We start from the raw sequence: 22,069 nt of genomic DNA on the forward strand, positions 1-22,069 counted from the left end.
TCATTTAGGTCAGGATTCATCGTGACACTTTTTATTGTACCGAAAGCCTTGCGCCGCTTAAAGATGGGCGGATTTTGCCTGCTTGTGATGCTGGCGTCTTCAGGCTGTGTCTATCGTTTCAGTAACACCGCCCTCCGGCCACCCGTTGGGGTGCGGACGATTGCAGTGGAAGCCGTGTATGACGTCAGTCGCGAAGTGATTCCGCATGAACTTCTGTGGTCGGCTGTGCAGCGGGAACTGGCGCGCAGCGGGCGTTTGATGGTGACCAGTCAGGACGAGGCCGATGCGATTATGCTGATCACTTTAAACAAAGCCACGGTGAATCCCACCGGCACACCCAGTCGCGAGCAGATCAGCCGGGATCCCGTCGTCACCGAAACTGAAAAACCGGCATCCCAGGAATTCCGCAATCTGAAGCGGGCCGGCAATCGAACCACAGATGAAGCGGTCAACATGGCTATTAATGTGGAAGTGCATGATCTGAAAACGAGAGCTGTGCTGTTTAATCGAAACTACAGCGCCGGGACCACCTTCAAAAGTCTGCGCTCAGAAACCATCACGCCCGCTGCCAGCGCCTATCTCAACTACGAGGAAGCGCTGCAGTCCAAGGTCAAAGAGCTTTCTGAACAACTGGCTTCCCGGATCGTGGCCGATTTCCTGATGTAAGCGCCGTCGCATCTGCCAAAAAACCCCCAGGTCCAGGCGGCCAAGCCCCGCAAAGTCGTAGGATGCCTCGCCTATTCACTTGTTCTGGGGAAATGGCTCTCCTATAGTAGTCACGATCTGTCTTACTTACAGGAGAAAACCAATGGCTTTTAAACTCCCGGAACTGCCTTATGCCCAAGATGCCTTGGCGCCTCATATTTCGGCCGAGACCCTTGAATATCACTATGGCAAGCACCACCAAACCTATGTGACGAACCTCAACAAGCTGGTTGAAGGCACTCCCAACGCTGAAAAAAGCCTTGAAGAGCTGATCAAGACCACGGAAGGCGGCATTTTCAATAACGCAGCCCAGGTTTGGAATCACACCTTTTACTGGTACTGCCTGAGCCCCAAAGGCGGCGGCGAACCCAAAGGCAAGATCGGTGATCTGATCAAGTCGAGCTTTGGCTCCTTCCCAAGCTTCAAGGAAAAATTCACCGACGCAGCTCTGACCCAATTCGGTTCAGGCTGGGCCTGGCTCGTGAAGAAACCTGATGGCTCGATTGCCATTGAGAAAACGTCCAACGCCGGTTGTCCACTGACAACGAACATGAAGCCGCTGTTGACCTGCGATGTTTGGGAACATGCCTACTACATCGACTATCGCAACGCGCGCGCCAAGTACGTCGAGGCTTTCTGGAACCTCGTGAACTGGGACTTCGTGGAAAAACAATTCTGATAAGAATAGAAAAATGGATCGATCAAACCGATCGATCCATTGTCATTTCCAGCTTGAATACCCTACTCATCACTGACCTGGAGTCGCATCAAGCTCTTTCAGCTTTTGCGCATATTCCCGCAGGACTTGAAGGTTTTGCTCATAGGCGGACTGGTCGCCGATGGTGAAGGATGGGCCTCGTGCGTAATAGCGGATCTCAAGACCGCGCTCACCAAAGAATTTAATGAATTGATCCGGCTGAAGCGTGCCTGTCGTAAAGCCGACAGCGGTATCCTGCTGCTGAGCGGTGATGATTTGCTGCGAAATCTGCTCAACCTGCATGATTTCGTCCTGGAGGATGCGATGGCGATAATCCATCAGAACGCGCCGATTTTCCTGATAGGCTGACTCGTCGCCCAGCGCAATACCCGCCATGCTGCGCACAAAGAATTGGAACTCGATATCACGCGCCACAAAGAAACGCTGAAAACCATCGGGCTGCAGCGTATCGCCATTCAGGCCAATCGCCCAAAAGCGACTTTCGTAAGTTTGCAGATCGGCCAGAACCTGATCCACATTTTTCACTTCGGATAGCACCTCCACGCTGACTTTCGGTAGCGCAAAGCTCAAGGTCGAAACAAGAAGCATGGCGGCGGTGCAAAGATGGGCGAGGACTTTCATCTCGAGTCTCCTAAAGAACAGCCAGAGTGTGTCTTACAACAAGCCTCATTTAGTCACGTTTCAGAGGACACGTAAACACCAGCAATCACCCAGCATTTCCTTAGTTGATTACCAGCAATAGAGGTTGATTAGATAAAGCTGAACGAGGGATGATGAAACACTTTGCTGTTTCGTGAGAACCCGTGCTGACAGAACAGAGTGTGGAATTCTTTCAAAAAAAGATAAGCTAACTGTCTGGCCAATCATTAACAACGTTTTGGTAAGCTCATCAGGGCTTGCACACTATTTTGGAGTTTATTTTTTTGTGGAAGAGAGCAATCTCTTTCCTTGATGCGCGTCTTTAGGTTAGGTGGAGACGCGAACGGGAAAGGCGAAGACCATGTCAGAAAAATCAAAACGAGGCATCATACAAGCAATATCGACGCTGCTGAAAGGCGGCATGGAAATCCACAAGGTCGTGCAGTATATCCATTCAACGTACTGTCTGAATTTAGATGAAACGGAATTGCTTGTATCGCAGGCCCAAACACGCTTGCATTACGCTTAACGTTCTTTGAGCCAGGTCAAGGCATGCCAGCGCTTGAGCGCGTTTCGGAGGGTCGCTTCTTCTCGAGAATCACCCCCTCGCGCAGCCAGATCAGAAAGCTGCTGTCGGAATTTAAAGACTTTGATGTAACAGAGTCCCACGAAGAGCAGCATGGCAACCGCCAAAGAGGTTCGACCCCAAAACAGGGGAATGATCCATGCCACGTGCAAAAGAACTTTAACCAACACCATTATTTCTTTTCCATAGGCGAAGGGGCTGCGGTGACAAACCGGGCCCTGACGTTAACATTGCAAGCAGCTTTTTCCTGCTCCGGAAAATGGATCCAAAAATCCCAGGTGTGTTCCCCTTCGGGCATCTGAGCAGTTTCAAAGTACACACCGATACGGTTTTGCGCTGGATACTGGCTCACCGGATGCTTGATCATTTTTTCAACGGCCGGCATATCCCGGATCAGGCGCGGAAAAAAACCGAGCTCGGCCGCCTTGCGGCTGATTTCAAAATGCAGGGCAAACAGGCGACCATGATTGCGCCCGAGTATCTTGTAACGGCATTTGGAGCGGTTGCAGTATTTCTCGGACGGCATGCGGGAGGCGCCATTGAACAGAGGATCGAGGACAGCCAGATCCAGGTTTTCCAGCTCGCTTTGATCCCAAAGCCATTCGGTATCCTTGTCACCCAGCCAGGTATAATAAATGCCGCTGCCCCGCCTCAGATATTTCTTCGCATCCACCGGCAGTGTCAGAATCATGGGCATGAAAACCGAGTCATCGAAGAAGTTGACTTCCGGCATGAGCGACATCTTGATCTTGAAATAGAGGATGCGCAGATAGAACTTGAGCCCACCCATAAGACCCAATTGACCGCTACGCTTATGATTGATGAACGCATCAATGTCATCCGAATCAAAATGCAGGGTAAAAAAATTCTTCACATCCCCGACGATGAAAAGATCCGATTGCGAGGCCACGGGATAAAAATTCTGAAAGGCTGGATCGGCGAGGTGAATGTTATCAAAGACCAAATGGTTGCGTTCGCTGTAGTTGTATTTATAGTACTTCGCCGTGACCATCCGTTGCTTTTCGTTAAGCGTCACAGGTTCTGCAAAAGGCTTCGGGACATAATCTTCGGGACAGCTGGCCAGGTATCCGTAACCCCGTTTGGTATCAAATTCCACAACGTTGGTTGACCTGCAGGGCCCCTCACCCTTCCCATCAAATTTGGCTCCAAAACGCTCATCGAAAAAGCTCAGGCGATCGAAAGGCACAATCGGCTTTTTGTTCCAGTTTTTGTCGTCCGGAAACAAGAGATTGCCTTCATCATCCAAAGGATCGAGCTGCATCGGCAGCTGCATCCAACGTTCGGGAAGATCCGGTCGAAAAACGAAGAGATGCAACGTGGATCGGGGGATTTTCCAACGATTTTTCAAGGGAATCTGGTGCATGATCAGAAATCCGGGGCAGGCCTGGGCCACTGAACTGAAAGCCAGAGACGCCAGCAGGAAGATGCCTAGGAAGCGGCGTCCTCGGCTGAGATGTCTTCGAATTCTGCAAGAGCGTATTGGCATAAAAGATCCGTAATAAGATCTGTCTGTCGTGCATCCAGATCCAGATAGCGCACTCCGTGCAGATACCGCTCTTCGCTTTTTTGCACCCAACGCACTTCCACCTGGATCTTCTGCAGGCCGAACCCGGCCAACTGCTGATACAGGAGGCCATCGGCCGAGTCAATGTTGAGCTCGAGCCGGGTGCCGCGGGGAATCAAGCCTGGCAAAGAGAAACTCATGCCCGTCGAAGAGAAATTTAACAGATGAGCCGGTCCGGATAAAGTTGTGAGAAGGATACGCTCTGGTTTGGCAACGCTCCAACGGCGCTCCACCCTTGTCAGATAGGCACTGGTCTTGTAGACCTCTTCCGCCTGAGCGCGCAACTCTGGCTGATTCAGGAACGGATCATACTCCCAGGATTCCACCATTTCAATGTGATGCTTGATGGCAATCAGCCGGCGTTTGGCGCGGGCGTTGATGGTGCCCAGGGGTTCCACCAGTTCCTTGGTCGTGGGCCCCACCAGCACGGAATGTGGCAGACAGGCTCCTTCCAAACGCTTGGCGAAGTTCACGCCGTTGCCGATGACGGTAAAATCGAGTTTTTCACCACTGCCGAGGTTGCCAAGGAAAACCGCAGAGGTATTGATGCCAATCCGCAGAGGGAAAACCGGTTCACGACGCTTGGACGATCGGATCATCCGCGGCACGTTCGATCTTTGGATTTCGAGCGCCGTAAGGAGCGCCTGCTCCGCATGGTCGGTGGATTCCTTGTCATCATGAAAGGAGTAACCAAAGAAGCAAAGCAGGCCATCGCCGAGCGTCTTATTCACGATTCCGCCGTGCCGATGCACGGTACTGCTCAGCTCTTCAATCAGACTGCGAAGACTTTCAAAAGCGGTACGGGGCAATTGATTCTCAACCATGAGGGAAAAGCCGACGATGTCGATGAACATGATCGTAAGAACCCGTTCGCGCGCTTCGAGAGCCAGCCGCTCAGGATGCTTCGAGAGTTCATTCAAGACCTTGTTTTCCACGGTCCCCTGCAAAGTCTGCTTGATATACCAGGACTTCAATTCCATCGCCCGAATTCTAAAACCGGCGATGCTCAAGCCAATAAAGAAAAAGCTCATGCTGGGACCCAGCCAAGGGATCACCAGACCGAGCCAGGCAAAGGCGTAAAAACAGAGGAGTGCCCAGAGGCAAAGGCTCGCCACCAGGATCATGATCAATACAGCCGGACTCAACCAAAAAGCCAGGAGGGCTGCAAAACAGCCAAACCCAGCAATCAACCAGGGTCCGGCTTCAATCGGCCGCAGCCATTCCTTTTGCAGAATATTGTTGAGCACGGCGAGATGGGAAAAGGCGCCTGGTATCATTCCGATCGGGCTGGGTTTGAAATCCACATTCCCCGTGTAGTACATCTGAATAATGTACACGTAGTCTTCGCTGGAGATCCTTTGCAACTCTTTATCCTGAAGGCTGGGCTTCAGCAAAAGGCGCAAGGGACGCACGGATTTCGCCATCTGATCACGAGCAGGGAAATTGATATAGGCGCTGCCGTCCCGGGAAAGCGGCAGCTCGCCTTCATTCATATAAAGCTGACCCTGTTTAAAATAAGCTTCGCCGCTCGCGCGCACCATGACATGGGGCAACAGGCGATTTTTTTGCAAACGAATGAAGGGGTGAAACCGGCCTTCTTTTTGCCCATAATGGATATGTCCAATCCGATAGAGCGCTTCCCGCAGGAACACATCCGGCCCATAGACAAAACCATTGCCGTAATCAATCACGGGCAAAGCCGCCGCTTCCTGATCTGCCGTCAAAGGTGATTGGGGCAGCTGCCGTAGATAATGGTTGATATCAAAGGCCGGATCGTTGAGATCCCAGTGTTCGCGTCCACGCACCTGCTTCATACTTGCGTAGGAGCCCATTAAAATAGGCGTTTGAATGGCTTTCAACCGTTGGGCGAGGGAGTCCCGCTCCGCCTGCTCGTCGGGCGAAACATCGGTCACGGAAAACAGCGAGTCGATCACGATGGCCTTCGGCGACCGGGAATTGATGGCTTCCAGGAGAGCCACCCATTGGCTGAGTTTCAGATGAGGCCGCTGCATATAGGAAATGGTCGTGTCATCCATCCCGTAGGATTTGATGTGGGGATTGACCTGTGGCGCTCGCTCGAGCTTCTGGCGCATTTGAAACAGCAGAGGATTGACGATTCGGGTTTCCGCTTCCACCGCCAGCGGTGACAGCTCCCAAAGGGTGAGGAGTGTGATCCAAAACAAACAGATTCCGACCGCCAGTTTTAAACTGACTGATGGACTCTGTAACCAATGTCCTGGTTCGCGACTCAATCCCTGCTCCCCTTGCCTGAGAATGTCTCTCTAGCGGTATCGGCGCAAATCTTTGCAACCCAAGCGCGATGACCTTGGCAAAAGCGGAAGTCTACAGCGTTTTCCGGTAAGGTTCCCACGGTTCGGACTGGTTTCCCCACCCGCATTCCCCTATGATGGAGCATGACAGGAGTCTGTTTCGAAAGGACAATGCCCCGATGCAACAGTTTGCTTCCTTGAAACGCCGTGCCGTCATGGGCTGGCTGGCCACATTCTGCAGTTTGGGTCTGGCGTCCCAATCCTTTGGAAAACCATTTGTTATCGGTACATTACAGGATCCTGCGCAGATCTATCCGCTGATGCAAAAGTCCGGTGATAACAAATCCATTCGTCACCTGATCAATCCTCCGGTTCTTACCGTACGAAACGATGGCCGCATTATCTGCATCCTGTGCAAGGAACTGCCGGAACTGTCGTCTCGCAAAAGTGAAGACGGTGCTGCGACCACGTTTGTCGTCGAGCTCGAACTGAAAAAGAAACTGAAGTGGGCGGATGGGGCGCCTCTGACGCCTCAGGATATCAAGTACACACTGGAGACCATGGCTCGTGCCGATTACGGCAAGGGCAAGGATCCACTGCTGCCCATTCGCCGTATAGAAATGGACGAGGATAACAAAAACATCATACGTCTGGTCCTGACGCATCGACGCGCCGATGCCTTCCAACTGTTCGCCATCTCCCTTCTGCCCTCGCACAAGGCGGATCTGATACAGAAACTGCAAAAGGAAACCCGCGACGCCAATTGGTGGAACCGGCTTCAGGATCCAGGGCTTTATTATGGAGCCTATCTGGTGAAATCAGCCACACCGGAGCGTTGGCAGCTTGCGTCCAATCCGGAAGGGGAATGGGAAGACGCGCCGACCCAGGATTTGGAACTGCGACTTGTGAATGGAATTCCCGCGCTGGCCAAGGCTTTGCAATCCGGTGAAGTGGATCAAACCGCAGAAGGCGAACTGAGCTGGCTCGACTGGCTGGCGCTCAAGGAGCAGGTACCCGGTCTGGAACAGAAATTCAGTTTGCAAAGTCGGCCAGGCCATACGTTGGAACTGATCCTTCTGAATTTGCGGAGTCCCCTGCTGGTCAATCCTCAGCTGCGACAGATTTTGCAGCGCACCATTCAACGTCAAACCCTGGTGAAGAATCAACTGCAGGGTCACGGTCTGCCAGCCGCTACGTTCCTGCACCCCACGCAGCTGGAACGCATCAATGAAAAGGTGGCGGATCCTTATCAGCCGCAGCGCGTCGCTCAGCTTCTGGACCAAATCGGGGGGCGCAAAGCCGCCGATGGCACGCTCACCATTGATGGGCAAAAGATTCATCTGATTTTGACCTGCTCGGATGAGCGGATGAAGTCAGGGTTCTATCAGCCGGTGCTGGAGGATTTGCGCAAGATCGGTGCCGAGGTCAAACTGGAGATCGTCCCGGAGGAGGAGTTTGTGCGTCAGACTCTACCACAGCGTCGATTCAAGGACATGGCCTGCATGCGCTGGAATCTGCCGCCCTTGAGTCCGCCGATCAACCTGATGCATTCGCTGGCCATTCCCAATTCGGAAAATAATTATTATGGCAGCAACTTCAGTGGCTGGGATATGAACGTGGTCGATCGCATTCTGGAAAGCATGCAGCGTGATGCTGAGCCGATCCAACTGCAAAGGCTGCTGTCGCGTCTCGATAAGCAGTTTATGAGTGAACTGCCAGCCTTCCCCTTGGTTTATCTGCCGGATGTGTGGCTGAATCGCAAGGAGCCTGCGACCAAGGATATTTTGGAAACCCAGGAAAGGATTTCCGCTTATCCGTCCGCAGCGGATCTGCCGGTGCGAAAGATGTAAGGTTAAAACGCAGCGCCAAGCACGACCATATTCGAGGAATCGTCGTGTTTGTAGCTGCCCAGGGCGTTCACTCCGTTGCGTCGGACTCGTACTTCATCCTTCTCGCGGCTGGCTTTCAGCAGGAGCAGTTCGGCAAAGAACTGCTTATTGCGAATGAAGCCGCCGACCCGCATTTCATAGGACTTGATGCCGGTTTCCACGTCACCGTTATCACCCGGGACACGCGTTGGATCGAAGAGGAAGACCCCTTCCTGCTTCACGATGCTGCCCTTGATGCCGACCACGGGAAGAACGGCAAATTCCGCCCCGATACCGATGGCCAGGGTCTTGCGAAAATATTGATCGACATCAACACCCCGTAGAAAAATATCGCGCTGATCGACGGGACTGGTCGTGTCCTCGTCGCGGTCATCGTGTTTATAGGACCATTTCAGAACGGACAGCCCGAGCGAGAGACGATCCGAATAGGTCAGCCCCACTTCCAGACCGCCCAGCCCTGGATCGGAAATAATCTTCTGTTCCCCTTCAATCGTGGCCTTGCCGCGCAGGGGTGGAGCTGTAAAAGCCCCGATGCTGAGGCTCCGAACGCGATAGTTAACACCGAGCGAGTAGCCCGACATGGTTCCTTTGTAGCGCGTGCGATCACTGTTGCCCACACCATAGCCGCCGAGCAGATCCGCCTGATGCGATTGATAGCGGAATGTGAAGGCTCCGCGCAGTTCCGGGAGGAGGTCCACCACAAATTTCATTTTGTAATCGCGGACCCAGAATTCCTCAAAGACTTCACTGTTACGCTGATCGGATTTGCCAGTGATCTGCCGGGAATGTTCATCGCCCGAAAGACCAAAAGCCGCGCCACCCAAAGGCAATTGAAAGCCCAACGCCACATCTTTCTTGTTGGTCGTATGCTGGATGGAAGGAGGCGTATTGTTGTTGGGATTGATCAGATAACGGGATTCCTCGGTCCGATTCAGCCGCATGCCGCCGATGATCGTGCGATCGGTGGGAATGCCCGCCGGATTCACCTGAAACGGATTGGGAATGAGAAAGGAGGTGACGGGCCAGGCTCGCTCCTCGACGTTGTCAGCCAGCACTGTTTGCGAACCGAGAAGACAAATCGATAGTAAAGCCTTCACTGGCTTCATAGCCGGCCCTTCCTGGGAAATTCACGTTCCATCACGACGCCAACACCATTTTAACTGGTTTTGAGTCGAGTGAGTGCAGGAATTGATTCCAAATACGTGCGATAGGTTGTGGTATAGGTTGCACCCAACGTCAACTCCAAAACCGCACCGCCGAGGTTGCTCGGACTCAGTGTGAAAGAGCCCCCGGTTTCGGCAGCGCCAGTGTCCCTATTGATGCTCAAGGCTCGCAGATTATCATCGGTGGCACCGACCACCCGTCCGCCCTGAATACCACCGCCAATCATCAGCGCACCACCCACAGGCCAATGGTCACGACCAGCGTTGTTATTGACTTTGGGAGTACGTCCAAAGTCAGAATATAGGACGATCAGCGTATTGTCGAGCTGGTTTGCTGCTCTGAGCTCGGCGACAAAGCGGGCCAGAAGGAAATCAAAACTCTCAACCACAGGCTGCATGGAGCGTTCCTGGCCAGCGTGAGTATCAAAGCCACCAACACCCAGGTTAAGGCAGGTCACGAGGTTATTTTTGAGAAGTTTCAGCGACAGAGCAAAAGCATCGCGCATGCCGTTATTCATGGTGCGCGGGGCGTTAATGTTGAAAGCCGTCCGATCATCATTGGTCAGTTCCAGCTTGCTCCCGACATTGTCCGCGACCTGAGTCTGAATTTTGGATTGAGCCGAAGCCACAGCTTTGAGGCGATCATGATCACCGGTCTTGGCTTTGGCGCGTGCAATGGAGCTGTTCAAATAATTGAGCACCAGCATCTTCTGTTCCACCGCATCCGTGCCTTCGGGATACATGGATCGATACAGATCAAGGTTTTGCGCGCGCACAACCGAAACGGGACTGAGAAGACCGCGGTCAATCTGGGGATCCATCCCGCCATTCAATTGAATGATGGGAATAGTTGCGGTGCTTTCACTCGCTACAATCGCGGGAATCGAAGCGGCGTTGACGTTTCCGGAGTTACTGAGCACGCCCGTATCCATATAAACGGCACCAGCCATATGCGAGGTCGTGCCCATATTCAGACCACGCACGACCACCACATCCTGTCCCATGGCAGCGGTATTGATCAGCCAGCGGCCAATTTTATCGTTGGCTCCACCGCCGGCCAAAGCCTGAGCGGCACCCCAGTCATACATCATATCAATACCGGATGTGGACGCTGGCTTGGGATCCGTGATTTCCAGAATGTCCCATCCGCCACTCATATTGATCCACACCAGACGCCGCTGCGGAGGATATTGACCAGCACCCAGGGCCTGTCCGCCTGGCAAAAACTGCGAGGCCATGACATAACCCGCGAGATACGTGCCGCCGAGGAGCAACTCGCGCCGGGTTAAATCTGGCAGCTGCGAGGGATGACAGATATGGCCATGCCCTGTGCCCTTGATAAGGCTGTCTTTCAGCACCTGTTTGTCGATTTTCTTTTTCATGGCTCTTTCTCCAACCAACAGGTGACAGCATCCTTGAGTTTAAATACTTCGGAGTTTGCTGGTCCCGGAGGCATGACACCGGAGGCCATCATTTGAATCGCAGTGGCTCTGAGAGGTCGCCACTCCGCCTCTGTGCGCAACGGCTGACGACTGCCGGATCCATTATGGCAACCGGTGCATAAGGTAATGCGAGACTGAACATCACCGGCAAAGGTATAAGCCCGATCCTCACAGGTGGTCGCGGTCGTCGGGAATTCACCCAGGGGCGGCGCATGCAGCGGATCGGTGGCAATCCCATCACTGCGCGTGCCTTCCAGGAATGCCGGATGGGTGCTGATTGCATACACCAGCTCCCGGAAGCTGTAATTGGTGGTCAGGAAATAATCCGTGAGCTTGGTGCGCAGGCTTTCTTCATCCACATAGAACTTGCGGCCCATGAGCCATTTCCAGACATTCTGTACGGTACAGGTGGCAAAGGCCTTATCACCGCGCACGATTTCTGCCAGATCCGCGACACTGGTTCCAGTTTTGTTATTAAAGGTCGTCGAGACAACAGATTGACCACCGCTATAAAGATCACCACCTTCTCCCCAGGCCAGGAAGAAATCAGCTAAAGGATCGAGGGTCGCATGACAACCGGAACATCCTGGAGCCACGCGGAGGTTGCCCGGATCCTGAGGGAACACACGAGGCAGATCCGCGGTGAATTCCCGACAGAGAAGGCGCTTGTAAAGTTCATTGGCTCGGGTCCGGTTTTTGTCGTAGCGACGCAACCAGCCAAAGGTGGAAAGAAGTCCGCCTGAGCTGTAATCATAGCCCGAGGTTTTCAAAAGACGGAAGCGCGTGTCGCTGAACGCGGTGTTATCGATGATATCAACGACCTCTTCATTGAGGTTCAACTCATCGATCTTGAAATGGTGACGCTGCCCGTAAAAGTGAGCGACCGCACCATCCACGGCTGTCAGACCCGGTTCCAAAACCTTGGTATAAGGATAGTTCTGCACCGCAACCGCTGTAGCCAAACCCGCCGCCTGACGACTGAGGGAACGAATCACCGAATAACGGGAATCAAAGGTTTCCGTGGTGCCAAGCTCGGCATTGCGGGCCTCGTCTTCATTGGGGCTTTGCACAAAGCAGGCATTCAGGTCCTGGCCGCATGCTTTCACGATCGAAGGGCAGGCCCAGGCGACTATGCCTGGATACCAGAAGACCGACACGGGTTGCTCCGCTGCCAGAGGACAGCCTGATCCCAAACGCGAATCCAAATTGCTGGTCCAGATACAGCGAAAGCGACCATTGATTCCATCCAGGCGACCGCAGGTGATGCTGGCAAATTTCTCTTTTTTGCCGTCGATATCTTCACGCATCAGCTCCTGCAGATATTCATCGGGCAGGCCGACTCCGAGCACTCGCTCATGATAACGCAGCACGGAATCATAAAAGCCGTCACCATCCAAAAACGTGCGTACAGCCGTTCGATAGGCAGCGTCGGATACTGCGTTGGAAGCAAAGTCTGCATCCGTGGGCATGGTTCCTGTTAATAGATACTGGGCTCTTCGCAGGGCCGAAGGAATATCCTGACCGGCCTGCAAGGTTCCACTGACAAACGTTCCTACAAGGGTGGCAAGCAAAATGTTCCAGGTTAATCTCATAGCAGCAAAGCCTCCGCATCGATCAGAAGGGTGGCACAGACAGGGATGTAGCTGGCATGGGTCACACGTCCATCCACCAGCGCTGTTTGCAGAATCGCATTCAGCTGGGTCAGAGCGTCTTCCGTGATATTGGTGGAAGGCAAACCGATCAGCCTCTGCGCTAAAAATCTGATGTTGGTATTGGTATCGGAAGGATCCCCAGGCAGGATGGAATCCCATCCGGCATGCTGCCGCTCATCAGGATCCACGAGGCCTTTGCAGACTTCTTCGGCCACTTTCAACTCGGCCAGCAGAGAGGTCGCATCATAGGTTTCCTGGGGTACGATCGCAAAGTTATTGCTGGCACCGCCCAGGAGCATGCGATATTCCTCGACCCGACCGATCTCACGAGCCACCACAGCCCCTTGCTCGCGATACTGCAGCAGCAGCTGTCGCACAAAGGTGTCCGGATCCGGCCGCACACCGGCAGGAGCATGGGTTGTTGAGATCGCGTGAACTTCCGCAAGAGCCGTTTCATTCAGCTCGCCGGCTTTTTCGCCAAGGGAAGCTCCCAGCACTTCAGCGCTGCTGGCTTGCTTGGTACCATCGCTCACACTATTTTTTTTAAAGAAATAGCAGCCCGACAAAGACGGTAACGCCAGGGCCAGGATAGCAATCCTTACCCAGGGTCCGAATCCGTGGCGCACAGACAGGCCAATCATATGAATCCCTCCACATCCAACGCTTCGGCAGATCCCCGGGAGGATTCAATTTTGAGGTCTTAATTCTTTGATTTCTGCGTTTTGCGTAATATTAAAAATTCGATTGGATTCCAGCAATTCCACCAAAACCGAACAATTTATACTTGGCGTTAAATTCCGGTATGCTTTGCCCGTCACTGCCCGAGACGCCTATGATTCCAGCAAACACCGGGATGCCCATATTCACGTTCAGTTTGATCTGCAGGCCCAGCATGGGGATGGTGTCCATGGTGATATTGCGATTGTCCGCATAGGATAGACTCTTATAGATCAGGGAGGATTCCAGCCCCAAATTCCCCGCCAGGGGGAAAAAGCCAGCAACCTGGACACGGAAATAATCCTCTTTTACGGTCGCACCACGATCCGTGCGATTGCCACCGCCGCTGGCTTCCACGGCCGCAAATTCCCCAAAAACCTTGCCGAAGGAAAGATTCGAGCGCATGAAGATGGCGATTGTAGCGGGATCATAGATCCGATCTTCGGCCACAAAGCTCGATTCATCGATGTCAGTGCTCTTGGTCACATTGCGCTTTTTTTCAGCCGCGGATTTGAAGTAAAAGCCACCATCAAAATTCCCACCATGCTTAACGACGGCCAGGTGACCATAGGAGGTCGCGGCGGAATCGAATTTATTGGTGGCATTGAAAAAGGCGGATTCGGTTTTAGCCTCATGACCGCCTACATAATAGCCATCGATGCCCAGAATGATGTCGAGCGCGTTCTGCGTTGCATAGACAAATTCAAATTTCGGTTTGGTCTCGACCCACGTGGCTTCCGTCACTTCACGCGGCACCTGCTCGCCTTCCTGCTTGGCATAATTTACCAGAGCCGGCAGGGAGAACCGCACGGAAGCATTGCCGCCAACCGCGAATTGCTGCATATATTTCGCATAGTTAATCAGGACGCGATCGTAGGTTATGGTATTGGTGCCACTGGTATCCACCTGGCCGTCGAGAAGGACAATTTTAGCCAGGGCTTGAAACCCGGGCGTGCGACCGAAGACGACCGCATCGCGGCCGATCGTATCTTCGAACAGCACTTCATAAGTAAAGGCCTGCGCGGGTCCGGATGCCAGAAGACTTGCAGAAAACAGCAGTCGGGACCAGGACCGTTGACCAGGCATGTGACGTTCCTTTGTTGGCAGTCGCAAATGGGGCTCCCCCATTTTAAACCGTCAAGGAACGGGTTCCCAGTCCTTTCCCATTAAAGACAGCGAAGTCTGGCCGCGGAAGGTGTTCTTGCCGGCATAAACCAAAAAGCGGGCGCGTTTGACAAATTCCAAATCTTCGATGACATCATGAAAGAACATGATCTTTTGCATGGCGCCGCCGTCGGGAATCACCATCACCGAGGTATGCTTGGGCTCACCGGTGGCGCGATCCTGAAGAAAGCGGACATTTTTGATTTCCCCTTCCATGCAAAACAGCGGTTCCTCGAAACCGTGACCGAAGGGCTTCATGTGCTCAAGCTCATAAGCCAGATCCAAATGCAGCAGGTGACCAGGCACCTCGCAATCAAAATGGACCTTGCTGGTCCAGATGTCCGGCTGAATCGCCTTAATCTGATCCGCGTATTGGATCAAAGCCGCCCGGATCGCCGCTTCGTTTTCCCGTTTGAAGGTAAAACCACCGGCCGCACGGTGACCGCCGAATTTTTCAAAAAGATGACCCGCCGCGCTCATGGCGTCGGTCACGTCAAAACCCGGGATCGAACGAGCCGAGCCCTTGCACACCTCTTCCTGCCTCTCAAAGAGCCAGGTAGGGCGCCAGAAGCCTTCCGCGATCTTGCTCGCGGCAATGCCCACCACCCCAGTGTGCCAGCCCTCTGAACCCAAAAACAGCACCGGAAGATCCGGATGCTGGCGAGCCTGGACTTGGGCTTCCCGCACAATGCGATTCTGGATCAGCTTGCGTTCTTCATTACATGTATCCATGAACCCTACCAGAGCCTCAGGTTCATTTTGAATGAAAGCATGGATCACCTCGCGGGCGTGATGCAATCGTCCCACCGCATTGATCCTGGGACCGATGCGAAAGCCGACATCCTTTTCATCCAGGCCCTTATCCAGGGCACAGGCTTCCTTGAGCCGCCGCAGCACCTTGCGCTCGCTTTTGAGCAGCGACCGCACGCCCATATTGGCCAGCTTATGATTCACCCCATTCAAGGGCACCACATCGCAGATCGTGGCCATGCCGACCAAAGCCAGGATATCGTTCCAGGCCTGGGCAGAAACCGTATACTGCTGGGCGATCTTGCGAAGCAGGACAAAGGTAATGCCGGCTCCACAGAGCTCCTGATATTCCGGACTCGGATGCATCTTGGGATTGAGAATAATGCAATCCGGCATCTTTTCCGGTTGAATCTTATGATGATCCGTACACACGAAGACCACACCGCGCTCTTTGCAATACGCCGCCTCGCGGTTGGCCGTGATCCCTGTATCCATCGTGATAATGACATCGGCTTTCTCGTCATCGATGAGGTGCTGCACGGCCTGGATGTTAAGCCCGTAGCCTTCTTCAAAACGGCAGGGGATGTACCATGTGAAATTGGTAAAGCCTATGGCCTCAAAGAACCAGATCCAGCTGACACAACTCATCGTGCCGTCGACATCGTAATCAGCATAAAGGGCAATGCGCTTACCTTGGCGGATCGCCTCACTGATCACAGCGACAGCATCGAGAAGGCCATAATCTCCATACTGGAGTTGGTCAATCGGCGAAAATTGCCGATTTTTTTGAATGATTTGTGAAATATCAGCCAGGTTGCGCGGACGCTCGGCTTGATGGGCTGACCATTTATGAAATTTATGACCCACTCATGTTCCCTCCGGTACGGGATCATAGCAGGGGCAGATTCTGCCTTCCACGGCTAAAGTTTTGCCGGCCTCTGACCGAGATAATTTGCGAAAGATCATTATGGATCGCTTTGCAGGACGCGAGGCGACAGGCTTTCAGGCTTAAAGGACAGGACGTCATGAAGGTGCAAACCATTCGTAAACCCGCTGCCGTGCTCTCATCATTCCTCGTCTCACTTCTCCTTGTGGGCTGCTTTGGAGGGGGCATCGATCCCACCGAAGACCCCGTTCAGCCCAGTGGCAATGAGGCCGCCAATGCCAATGCCGCCAATGCCGAAGAAAATGAAGCTGGCTTGAATGAAAACGCCGCCGAGAACGAAGGCAACGGCGGTGAGAACAACATGGGCAACAACAACCAGGCGCTCAATCAAGGCGCCAACAACGAAGGCCAGGACGGTGAAGCCGTGAACAACGCGGCTGATGAGGATTTCCTGAATGGCAATAACGCCAACCTTGCAGAAGGTGGCAACGCTCAGGCGAATCTGTTCGGCAACAATCCGAACAACGGGGCCAACAACAACAACCTTGGCAAGAACGGCAATAACGGCCTTGGTAACAATAATTTTGGACTGAATGCAGGGGATCAAGGCGATGGTGCATTGATCAATGGCGCAAGTGAAGATATTCTGGAGTCACCAGATATTAATAAGGGCGCAACAGATGACGGGATGGCGGAAGCCCCCGATAGCGTGCTTGCCCCTGTTGCGGAAAACCCCACGGCGCCAGGCAACGCCGGCGCGACAACCGGCGGCGTCGTTCGCTATGTAACGCCCGGTGGGTCTAAACTTTACGATAAACCCAATGGTTCAACTCTGCGAAACCTTGAGCAGGGTGATCATCCCTTGGTTAATGATGAAGGTGAATGGGCTCGTACATCCGATGGCTACTATGTGCCGTCGGCTTCCCTCACCGCAGCTCCTATCGCGCGGCTCAAGCAGCCCAAGGAATGGAGATAGTTCTACAGACAGCAGCCCGGCTTTTCAGGGTTGACACAGCGGGATTTTGCTGGTTCCCTTGTCGACTTCATGACCTGTCGGGTTATAATGGAATCTCATATTTAAGGAGGGAACTGGCATGTTCAAACTGCGCAGCTGCGCTATGGCTGCAATTCTATGCCTTCAGCCCGCATGCAACGAGTCTCAGGATCGCGACAGTTTGCCTTCACCGGCCAAGCGCGTGGTTGTCACCAACACCAAGCTTGAAGCCCCAGCGCAGTTTGTGACACGACATGAAGTTGAAAAAGGCTCCAGCATGTATCAAACGCTGAAGAGCGAGGGCCTTCTGCCCCAAACCATATTGGACCTTGTCAAGACCGCCAAGCCCATCATGCCTTTGCAGGACGTAGCGTCGGCCACCACGTTTGAAATCACGTGGGATGGACCGGAGAGAAATACACCTTTGAAACTGGACTTGAGATACGCCGCCGACTCAAGCCTGGTTTTGGAACGCAAAGGACCCGGGCTTGAGTGGATGGCGACCAGGATCGAGCACCCGATTACAGTCGTCCAAAAAACCTTTCACGGTTTTGTGAGCAACAGCCTTTGGGAATCCGCTGAATTCGTCGGCATGGATCCTTCGCTGATCACCAGTCTGGCTGAAGTTTTCGCCTGGCAGATCGACTTTAGCCGTGAAGTGAAGCGCGGTGATCGCTGGCGCCTGACCGTCGAGCAAAAAATAGTGGATGATAAGACCATCGGCTGGGGCAATATCCTGGTTGCGGAATATGAAAACGATGGCCAGCTCTTTACGGGCATTCGTTATCCCGCCGAAGGCGACAAGGCCGCTTATTATTTTCCGAACGGTCAGAGTTTGAAGCGGATGTTTATCAAGAGCCCGATCAAATTCGGTCGCATCACATCAGGGTTTTCGCGCAGTCGCTTTCATCCCGTTCTGCACGTTCATCGTCCGCACAATGGCGTTGACTACGGCGCACCTACCGGAACGCCGGTGATGGCTGTCGGCGGCGGCACCATCGAATCGATCGGCCGGAACGGTGGATCGGGGAATATGGTCAAGATTCGTCACAACGGAACCTATTCGACGGCTTATTTGCATTTAAAGGGTTTCGCAACGGGCCTCCGTCGCGGTTCCTCTGTCGAACAGGGCCAGGTGATCGGTTACGTGGGAGCCACAGGTTTGGCCACAGGTCCGCATCTCCATTTCGCTTTCTATGAGAACGGCGTTTATATGGATCCGCTTGGCATCCGCTTCCCAGCCGCAGAACCGATTGCCAGGAATCAGCTGTCCAAGTTCAATCTGCTGGTGCAAAACGTAATGCGCACTCTTCCTGACTGGCAGCTGGCGCAGCAGGACAAGCCCTCCCAGGACACACGACCCGGGGACCATGACCACACTGTGATTCGCTGATCTGTCCAACCATCCCAAGCCTGAGCCCCTGCTCAGGCTTGTTTTTTTCCCTCTACTCCGCTACAGCCTTAGAAGGCAAAGTGGAGGATCCCTCATGGAACACCGGCAGCGACAAACGCAAATCATCGAGGCATTCAAGGCAGGAAATCAAAGATTCCTGGCTGGAACATCCCTTCATTCGTCCCAATCCTCGCTGAAAAAGCTCAAAGAGTACGCCAGAGTCGGGCAGTCGCCCCATGCTGTGGTCCTCTGCTGTTCCGATTCGCGCGCTCCGGTGGAATTGATCTTCGATCAGGATATCGGCGACGTTTTCGTCATTCGCGTCGCGGGTAACATCGTGGCACCGTCGCTCATCGGCAGCGTGGAGTTCGCCGCGATTACGTTTGGAACGCCGGTAGTTATGGTGATGGGGCATACCGGTTGTGGGGCTGTCACCACCACGCTGCGGCATATTCAAACCAAAGAGGCTCTGTCATCCGACGGCCTCAATGATATCGTCAGTCGCATCAAACCCCACATCCATGCCATTGCCAAAATCAAGGATATGAGCGACGAGGAGAAAGTGAGTCGGGCGGTGGAAGCCAACGTGAGGGCTTCTGTGAGTCAGCTTTCGCATTCCAGTCGCATCATCGAGGAAATGCTCAGCCTGGGTCACATGCAAATCCTCGGCGCGGTTTTGGACCTGAGCACAGGCGTGGTCAACTTCCTTGATGATTAAAGCGTAAAAGCAAAGCGATCGATCAAGGCTCCCGGTAGACGCATGCTATGCGTCGAACGGCTATCATAGGTGCTGCTGCTGAGCAGCATGTCGCTGCGATCGGTCAGGCCCAACAGATTGTCACCGAGCATCCGATAGAGCGATTCATCAAAACGCATCACATTCACCGGCCCCTGAATCTGGCTGTTTTGCACCCAAAAACTGGCAAATCGGGTCATGCCGGTCATGCGACATGTTTCGGGATCGGAAAAATTCATATACCAAAGATTGCTGATATAAAGACCATCACCCAATTCCCGAAGAATGGAATTCGGTTTCAAAGCTCCCGGCTGCAGGTAAAGCGATTCCGGGGATTCCCCTTCATGCGCGCCGGTGGGCGGCAGCTGATACTCGCGGCTGCTGCGGGCCGAGACCAGGGCCCCCTGATGCCGACCGCCCGCGATCAGACTCACCGCATCCGGCTTGGTAAAACCAAACTCATCAAAGTCCGGTGCCATGCCTCCGGAAACATCTTCGGACAAATGAATCATAGGGGAAAGGACCTGCTTGCCTTCCACAAGACGCCGCAGTGGTGATGATTTGGTGCGTTGCGATTTCAAGCCGAAGGCTCGCCATTCCAAAAGACTCATGACTTCAGCCATAGCCATTGGTGTCAGGTAAACGCGATAGGCGCCAGGTTTGATCGTAATCGAAGGCTTTTTCAAATGCTCCAGTTGCTCACGGCAGTTTTGCAGTTTGCCCTTCAGACTTTGATTATCCCAGCTGAAGCCTGCATAATTGTCTTTTACCGCTTTATCGGTTTCATGATAAACGCTCCAGTCGAGATTGAAGCTATAGTTCTCGTACCAGTTGCGTTGACCCAGGGTATTGGCAAACCCGCGATACATGCCGCCGGCCGCCTGAATACCCACAAAGTCCAAATCACCCACCTCGTGGCGCACGGCCTCGGTCCATTGTTCAATGGAAGGCAGACGATTGCTTTCCACACGTTCACTGGAGGTGGGTTCACGATTTTGAATGAGATAAGGATCGGCCGGCAGATGCGGTATCATCGCGCGCAGGCTACTGAGAGTGGACGCCACACGTGTGATATCTTCCGCCATCTGTCCGGTCAGTGTCAGTTCATAAAGCGCATGCCGGTTATCTTTGACGAGACGCACCAGCAAGCGATCATGATGCACCTTGCCGATCTGTCGAACCTTGCCTTGATTGAAGCGGCAAAAATCTGAGTCTTCACCGTGAAAGGCCAGGATCAATTCCTCGCCCTTTTGCAAGCGCTGCTCAGCCTTGTCCATCAGCTCGTAAAAATAGGCTTTTTTCATCCTTCGCCCCCAAAGACTTCGACCGCTGAAAAAAGACAGGCAGGCGAGGCATGACCAACCGTAATAGCCTGATTTGGCTCACCTTTTCCGCAGTAAGCGGTGCCCAAAATGTCGCTCGTTCCAGCGTTGCCGACCTTGGTTAAATTGCGCCAGAAGCTGGCCGAAATACCTCTATAATTGGGCTTCCGCACCACGCGGCCGAGCTGACCCTTTTCAATCAAACGAGCATACTCGCAACCGAACTGAAATTTATTCCGCGAATCATCGATGGACCAGGAGCAGTTGGTTTGCATATGAATACCGCGCTCGACACCGGCTATCATGTCATTCAGGGAATGCGGACCAGGTTCAATATTAAGATTCGCCATGCGGTCAATGGCCGGACGGTTCCATGAGACCGAACGCGCATTGGCTACACCAGGCAGACCTGACCTTTGCTGCGACAGCTGTCCCCCGAGTCCCGCCAGCAGAAGGCCTTTTTGAATCAGAAAAGTTTTTTCAGCTCGGGTGCCGACGTCATCGAAATGATAGGAGGCGAACTCCTGGTCACGATGCGGATCGAAGGTGACATTCAGATGCTCGGAACCATATTGATAGTGACCAAACATGTCGGGGCGCACAAAGCTGGTGCCCGCGTAGTTGCGTTCATCACCCAGGATGCGATCGATTTCCAAGGGATGACCGATGGATTCATGAATCTGCAGGATCATCTGATCCGGCGCGATCAGAAGATCCATAAGACCAGTGGGACAATTTTCAGCATAGAGAAGCTCCAAAGCTTCCTCATGAATCTTATGCGCAGCATCCCGATAACCCATATCATCGAGGACTTCAAACCCACCCTGACGACAGGCCGCCTGGCCGTTCATACTGCGCATTTCCGTGACGCCCTTGTCATGAACGGTCACACTGAGATTGGGATTGACCATATCAAACGTCTGTTCGATGTCGGTACCGAGTGAATTGACGAGCCGCATGTCCCAGCGTCTGAGATGAAGCTGCGCTTGATGATCGACAAAGCGTGCATCATCTTTTTTTAAATCGCGGCAAAGTTCGCGAAGCAGATCGATCTTGTCGCGCAAAGGCACCTTTTCCCAGGGTTTTTGAATCGGGGATCGAAAGCGTCCGGTCTGCTTTTGCAGATGATCGGCGGAATAATGCGTCACGGACCAGCCGCGACTGAGTTCCGCCCGACGCTTCGCTGTTTGAAAGGCCTGCTCCACACCCGTGCGCGAGGTATCAGCAGTGGCGGCATAACCTGCGGCGCCGCCCTGATAAACGGTGAGCATGAAACCGGCATCCTCGATCAGACGCGGTGGCTCCACCACATCCTGCCGAACGATCAGCTGCTCATGCGAACGGCGCATCCAGCGTAATTCGAAAAAATCCACGTCAGCTGCCAAAGGGCGCAGGACCGCCAAAGCATCCGAAACCTGCATACACCATCCTTCCATCGCTCAGAGGACCTCTTCGACC

General features: G+C 53.5%; 18 protein-coding genes. 6 read left to right on the forward strand and 12 right to left on the reverse strand.

Annotation, left to right across the window (positions count from 1 at the left end; genetic code table 11):
• The first annotated feature begins 21 nt into the window (after nt 1-21).
• Complete coding sequence (locus VE954_RS42945) at nt 22-666, forward strand: hypothetical protein (protein ID WP_324964875.1); 645 nt, start codon at nt 22-24, stop codon at nt 664-666.
• A gap of 142 nt (nt 667-808) precedes the next feature.
• Nucleotides 809-1,384: a superoxide dismutase [Fe] gene (gene sodB / locus VE954_RS42950; protein WP_324964877.1), complete on the forward strand. Its 576-nt coding sequence runs from the start codon at nt 809-811 to the stop codon at nt 1,382-1,384.
• 69 nt (nt 1,385-1,453) lie between these two features.
• Here sodB and VE954_RS42955 read toward each other — a convergent pair whose 3' ends face one another.
• The 4 genes from VE954_RS42955 to VE954_RS42970 form a co-directional block, all read right to left on the reverse strand.
• Nucleotides 1,454-2,044 (reverse strand): hypothetical protein, encoded by a 591-nt coding sequence (locus VE954_RS42955; protein ID WP_324964879.1) that lies wholly within the window; start codon nt 2,042-2,044, stop codon nt 1,454-1,456.
• Nucleotides 2,045-2,587: 543 nt separating this feature from the next.
• Nucleotides 2,588-2,821, reverse strand: a complete 234-nt coding sequence (locus tag VE954_RS42960) for a hypothetical protein (protein ID WP_324964880.1) — start codon at nt 2,819-2,821, stop codon at nt 2,588-2,590.
• Nucleotides 2,821-4,032 (reverse strand): hypothetical protein, encoded by a 1,212-nt coding sequence (locus VE954_RS42965; RefSeq protein WP_324964882.1) that lies wholly within the window; start codon nt 4,030-4,032, stop codon nt 2,821-2,823. The genes VE954_RS42960 and VE954_RS42965 overlap by 1 nt, the downstream gene beginning before the upstream one ends.
• 65 nt (nt 4,033-4,097) lie before the next feature.
• Nucleotides 4,098-6,485, reverse strand: a complete 2,388-nt coding sequence (locus VE954_RS42970; RefSeq protein WP_324964884.1) for an adenylate/guanylate cyclase domain-containing protein — start codon at nt 6,483-6,485, stop codon at nt 4,098-4,100.
• Nucleotides 6,486-6,682: 197 nt separating this feature from the next.
• Here VE954_RS42970 and VE954_RS42975 point away from each other — a divergent pair, with 197 nt between their 5' ends.
• Nucleotides 6,683-8,353 (forward strand): ABC transporter substrate-binding protein, encoded by a 1,671-nt coding sequence (locus VE954_RS42975; protein ID WP_324964886.1) that lies wholly within the window; start codon nt 6,683-6,685, stop codon nt 8,351-8,353.
• 2 nt (nt 8,354-8,355) lie between these two features.
• Here VE954_RS42975 and VE954_RS42980 read toward each other — a convergent pair whose 3' ends face one another.
• The 6 genes from VE954_RS42980 to VE954_RS43005 all read right to left on the reverse strand — a co-directional run bounded on the left by VE954_RS42980 (nt 8,356) and on the right by VE954_RS43005 (nt 16,147).
• Nucleotides 8,356-9,498, reverse strand: a complete 1,143-nt coding sequence (locus VE954_RS42980; RefSeq protein ID WP_324964888.1) for a hypothetical protein — start codon at nt 9,496-9,498, stop codon at nt 8,356-8,358.
• 50 nt (nt 9,499-9,548) lie between these two features.
• Nucleotides 9,549-10,937, reverse strand: coding sequence for a DUF1501 domain-containing protein (locus VE954_RS42985; RefSeq protein ID WP_324964890.1), 1,389 nt, complete (start codon nt 10,935-10,937; stop codon nt 9,549-9,551).
• Complete coding sequence (locus VE954_RS42990) at nt 10,934-12,589, reverse strand: hypothetical protein (RefSeq protein ID WP_324964892.1); 1,656 nt, start codon at nt 12,587-12,589, stop codon at nt 10,934-10,936. Before VE954_RS42990 ends, VE954_RS42985 begins: the two co-directional genes overlap by 4 nt.
• Nucleotides 12,586-13,290 (reverse strand): hypothetical protein, encoded by a 705-nt coding sequence (locus tag VE954_RS42995; protein WP_324964894.1) that lies wholly within the window; start codon nt 13,288-13,290, stop codon nt 12,586-12,588. The genes VE954_RS42990 and VE954_RS42995 overlap by 4 nt, the downstream gene beginning before the upstream one ends.
• A gap of 91 nt (nt 13,291-13,381) precedes the next feature.
• Nucleotides 13,382-14,452 carry a hypothetical protein gene (locus tag VE954_RS43000; RefSeq protein WP_324964896.1) on the reverse strand — a complete coding sequence of 357 codons (1,071 nt, stop codon included), beginning with the start codon at nt 14,450-14,452 and terminating at the stop codon, nt 13,382-13,384.
• A gap of 51 nt (nt 14,453-14,503) precedes the next feature.
• On the reverse strand, nt 14,504-16,147 hold the full coding sequence (locus VE954_RS43005) for a single-stranded-DNA-specific exonuclease RecJ (protein WP_324964898.1): 1,644 nt from the start codon (nt 16,145-16,147) through the stop codon (nt 14,504-14,506).
• A gap of 158 nt (nt 16,148-16,305) precedes the next feature.
• On the opposite strand from VE954_RS43005, the gene VE954_RS43010 reads away from it, so the two are divergent.
• The 3 genes from VE954_RS43010 to VE954_RS43020 all read left to right on the forward strand — a co-directional run bounded on the left by VE954_RS43010 (nt 16,306) and on the right by VE954_RS43020 (nt 19,271).
• On the forward strand, nt 16,306-17,142 hold the full coding sequence (locus VE954_RS43010; RefSeq protein ID WP_324964900.1) for a hypothetical protein: 837 nt from the start codon (nt 16,306-16,308) through the stop codon (nt 17,140-17,142).
• Nucleotides 17,143-17,260: 118 nt separating this feature from the next.
• Nucleotides 17,261-18,553: a peptidoglycan DD-metalloendopeptidase family protein gene (locus VE954_RS43015; protein ID WP_324964902.1), complete on the forward strand. Its 1,293-nt coding sequence runs from the start codon at nt 17,261-17,263 to the stop codon at nt 18,551-18,553.
• 94 nt (nt 18,554-18,647) lie between these two features.
• Nucleotides 18,648-19,271, forward strand: a complete 624-nt coding sequence (locus VE954_RS43020; protein ID WP_324964904.1) for a carbonic anhydrase — start codon at nt 18,648-18,650, stop codon at nt 19,269-19,271.
• On the opposite strand, the gene VE954_RS43025 is transcribed toward VE954_RS43020, so the two are convergent.
• Nucleotides 19,268-20,593: a TldD/PmbA family protein gene (locus VE954_RS43025; RefSeq protein ID WP_324964906.1), complete on the reverse strand. Its 1,326-nt coding sequence runs from the start codon at nt 20,591-20,593 to the stop codon at nt 19,268-19,270. The two genes, VE954_RS43020 and VE954_RS43025, sit on opposite strands and share 4 nt — an antisense overlap.
• Nucleotides 20,590-22,032, reverse strand: coding sequence for a TldD/PmbA family protein (locus tag VE954_RS43030; protein WP_324964908.1), 1,443 nt, complete (start codon nt 22,030-22,032; stop codon nt 20,590-20,592). The genes VE954_RS43025 and VE954_RS43030 overlap by 4 nt, the downstream gene beginning before the upstream one ends.
• Nucleotides 22,033-22,069 lie beyond the last annotated feature (37 nt).

It is taken from the genome of Oligoflexus sp., from assembly GCF_035638955.1.
Lineage (GTDB): Bacteria > Bdellovibrionota_B > Oligoflexia > Oligoflexales > Oligoflexaceae > Oligoflexus.

Coding starts and splice junctions, on each gene's coding strand:
- VE954_RS43030 (WP_324964908.1), bottom strand. CDS start 22,032: ATGCAGGTTTCGGATGCTTTGGCGGTCCTGCGCCCTTTGGCAGCTGAC.
- sodB (WP_324964877.1), top strand. CDS start 809: ATGGCTTTTAAACTCCCGGAACTGCCTTATGCCCAAGATGCCTTGGCG.
- VE954_RS42975 (WP_324964886.1), top strand. CDS start 6,683: ATGCAACAGTTTGCTTCCTTGAAACGCCGTGCCGTCATGGGCTGGCTG.
- VE954_RS42960 (WP_324964880.1), bottom strand. CDS start 2,821: ATGGTGTTGGTTAAAGTTCTTTTGCACGTGGCATGGATCATTCCCCTG.
- VE954_RS43025 (WP_324964906.1), bottom strand. CDS start 20,593: ATGAAAAAAGCCTATTTTTACGAGCTGATGGACAAGGCTGAGCAGCGC.
- VE954_RS43000 (WP_324964896.1), bottom strand. CDS start 14,452: ATGCCTGGTCAACGGTCCTGGTCCCGACTGCTGTTTTCTGCAAGTCTT.
- VE954_RS42955 (WP_324964879.1), bottom strand. CDS start 2,044: ATGAAAGTCCTCGCCCATCTTTGCACCGCCGCCATGCTTCTTGTTTCG.
- VE954_RS43015 (WP_324964902.1), top strand. CDS start 17,261: ATGTTCAAACTGCGCAGCTGCGCTATGGCTGCAATTCTATGCCTTCAG.
- VE954_RS42995 (WP_324964894.1), bottom strand. CDS start 13,290: ATGATTGGCCTGTCTGTGCGCCACGGATTCGGACCCTGGGTAAGGATT.
- VE954_RS43010 (WP_324964900.1), top strand. CDS start 16,306: ATGAAGGTGCAAACCATTCGTAAACCCGCTGCCGTGCTCTCATCATTC.
- VE954_RS42980 (WP_324964888.1), bottom strand. CDS start 9,498: ATGAAGCCAGTGAAGGCTTTACTATCGATTTGTCTTCTCGGTTCGCAA.
- VE954_RS43020 (WP_324964904.1), top strand. CDS start 18,648: ATGGAACACCGGCAGCGACAAACGCAAATCATCGAGGCATTCAAGGCA.
- VE954_RS42965 (WP_324964882.1), bottom strand. CDS start 4,032: ATGCACCAGATTCCCTTGAAAAATCGTTGGAAAATCCCCCGATCCACG.
- VE954_RS42990 (WP_324964892.1), bottom strand. CDS start 12,589: ATGAGATTAACCTGGAACATTTTGCTTGCCACCCTTGTAGGAACGTTT.
- VE954_RS42985 (WP_324964890.1), bottom strand. CDS start 10,937: ATGAAAAAGAAAATCGACAAACAGGTGCTGAAAGACAGCCTTATCAAG.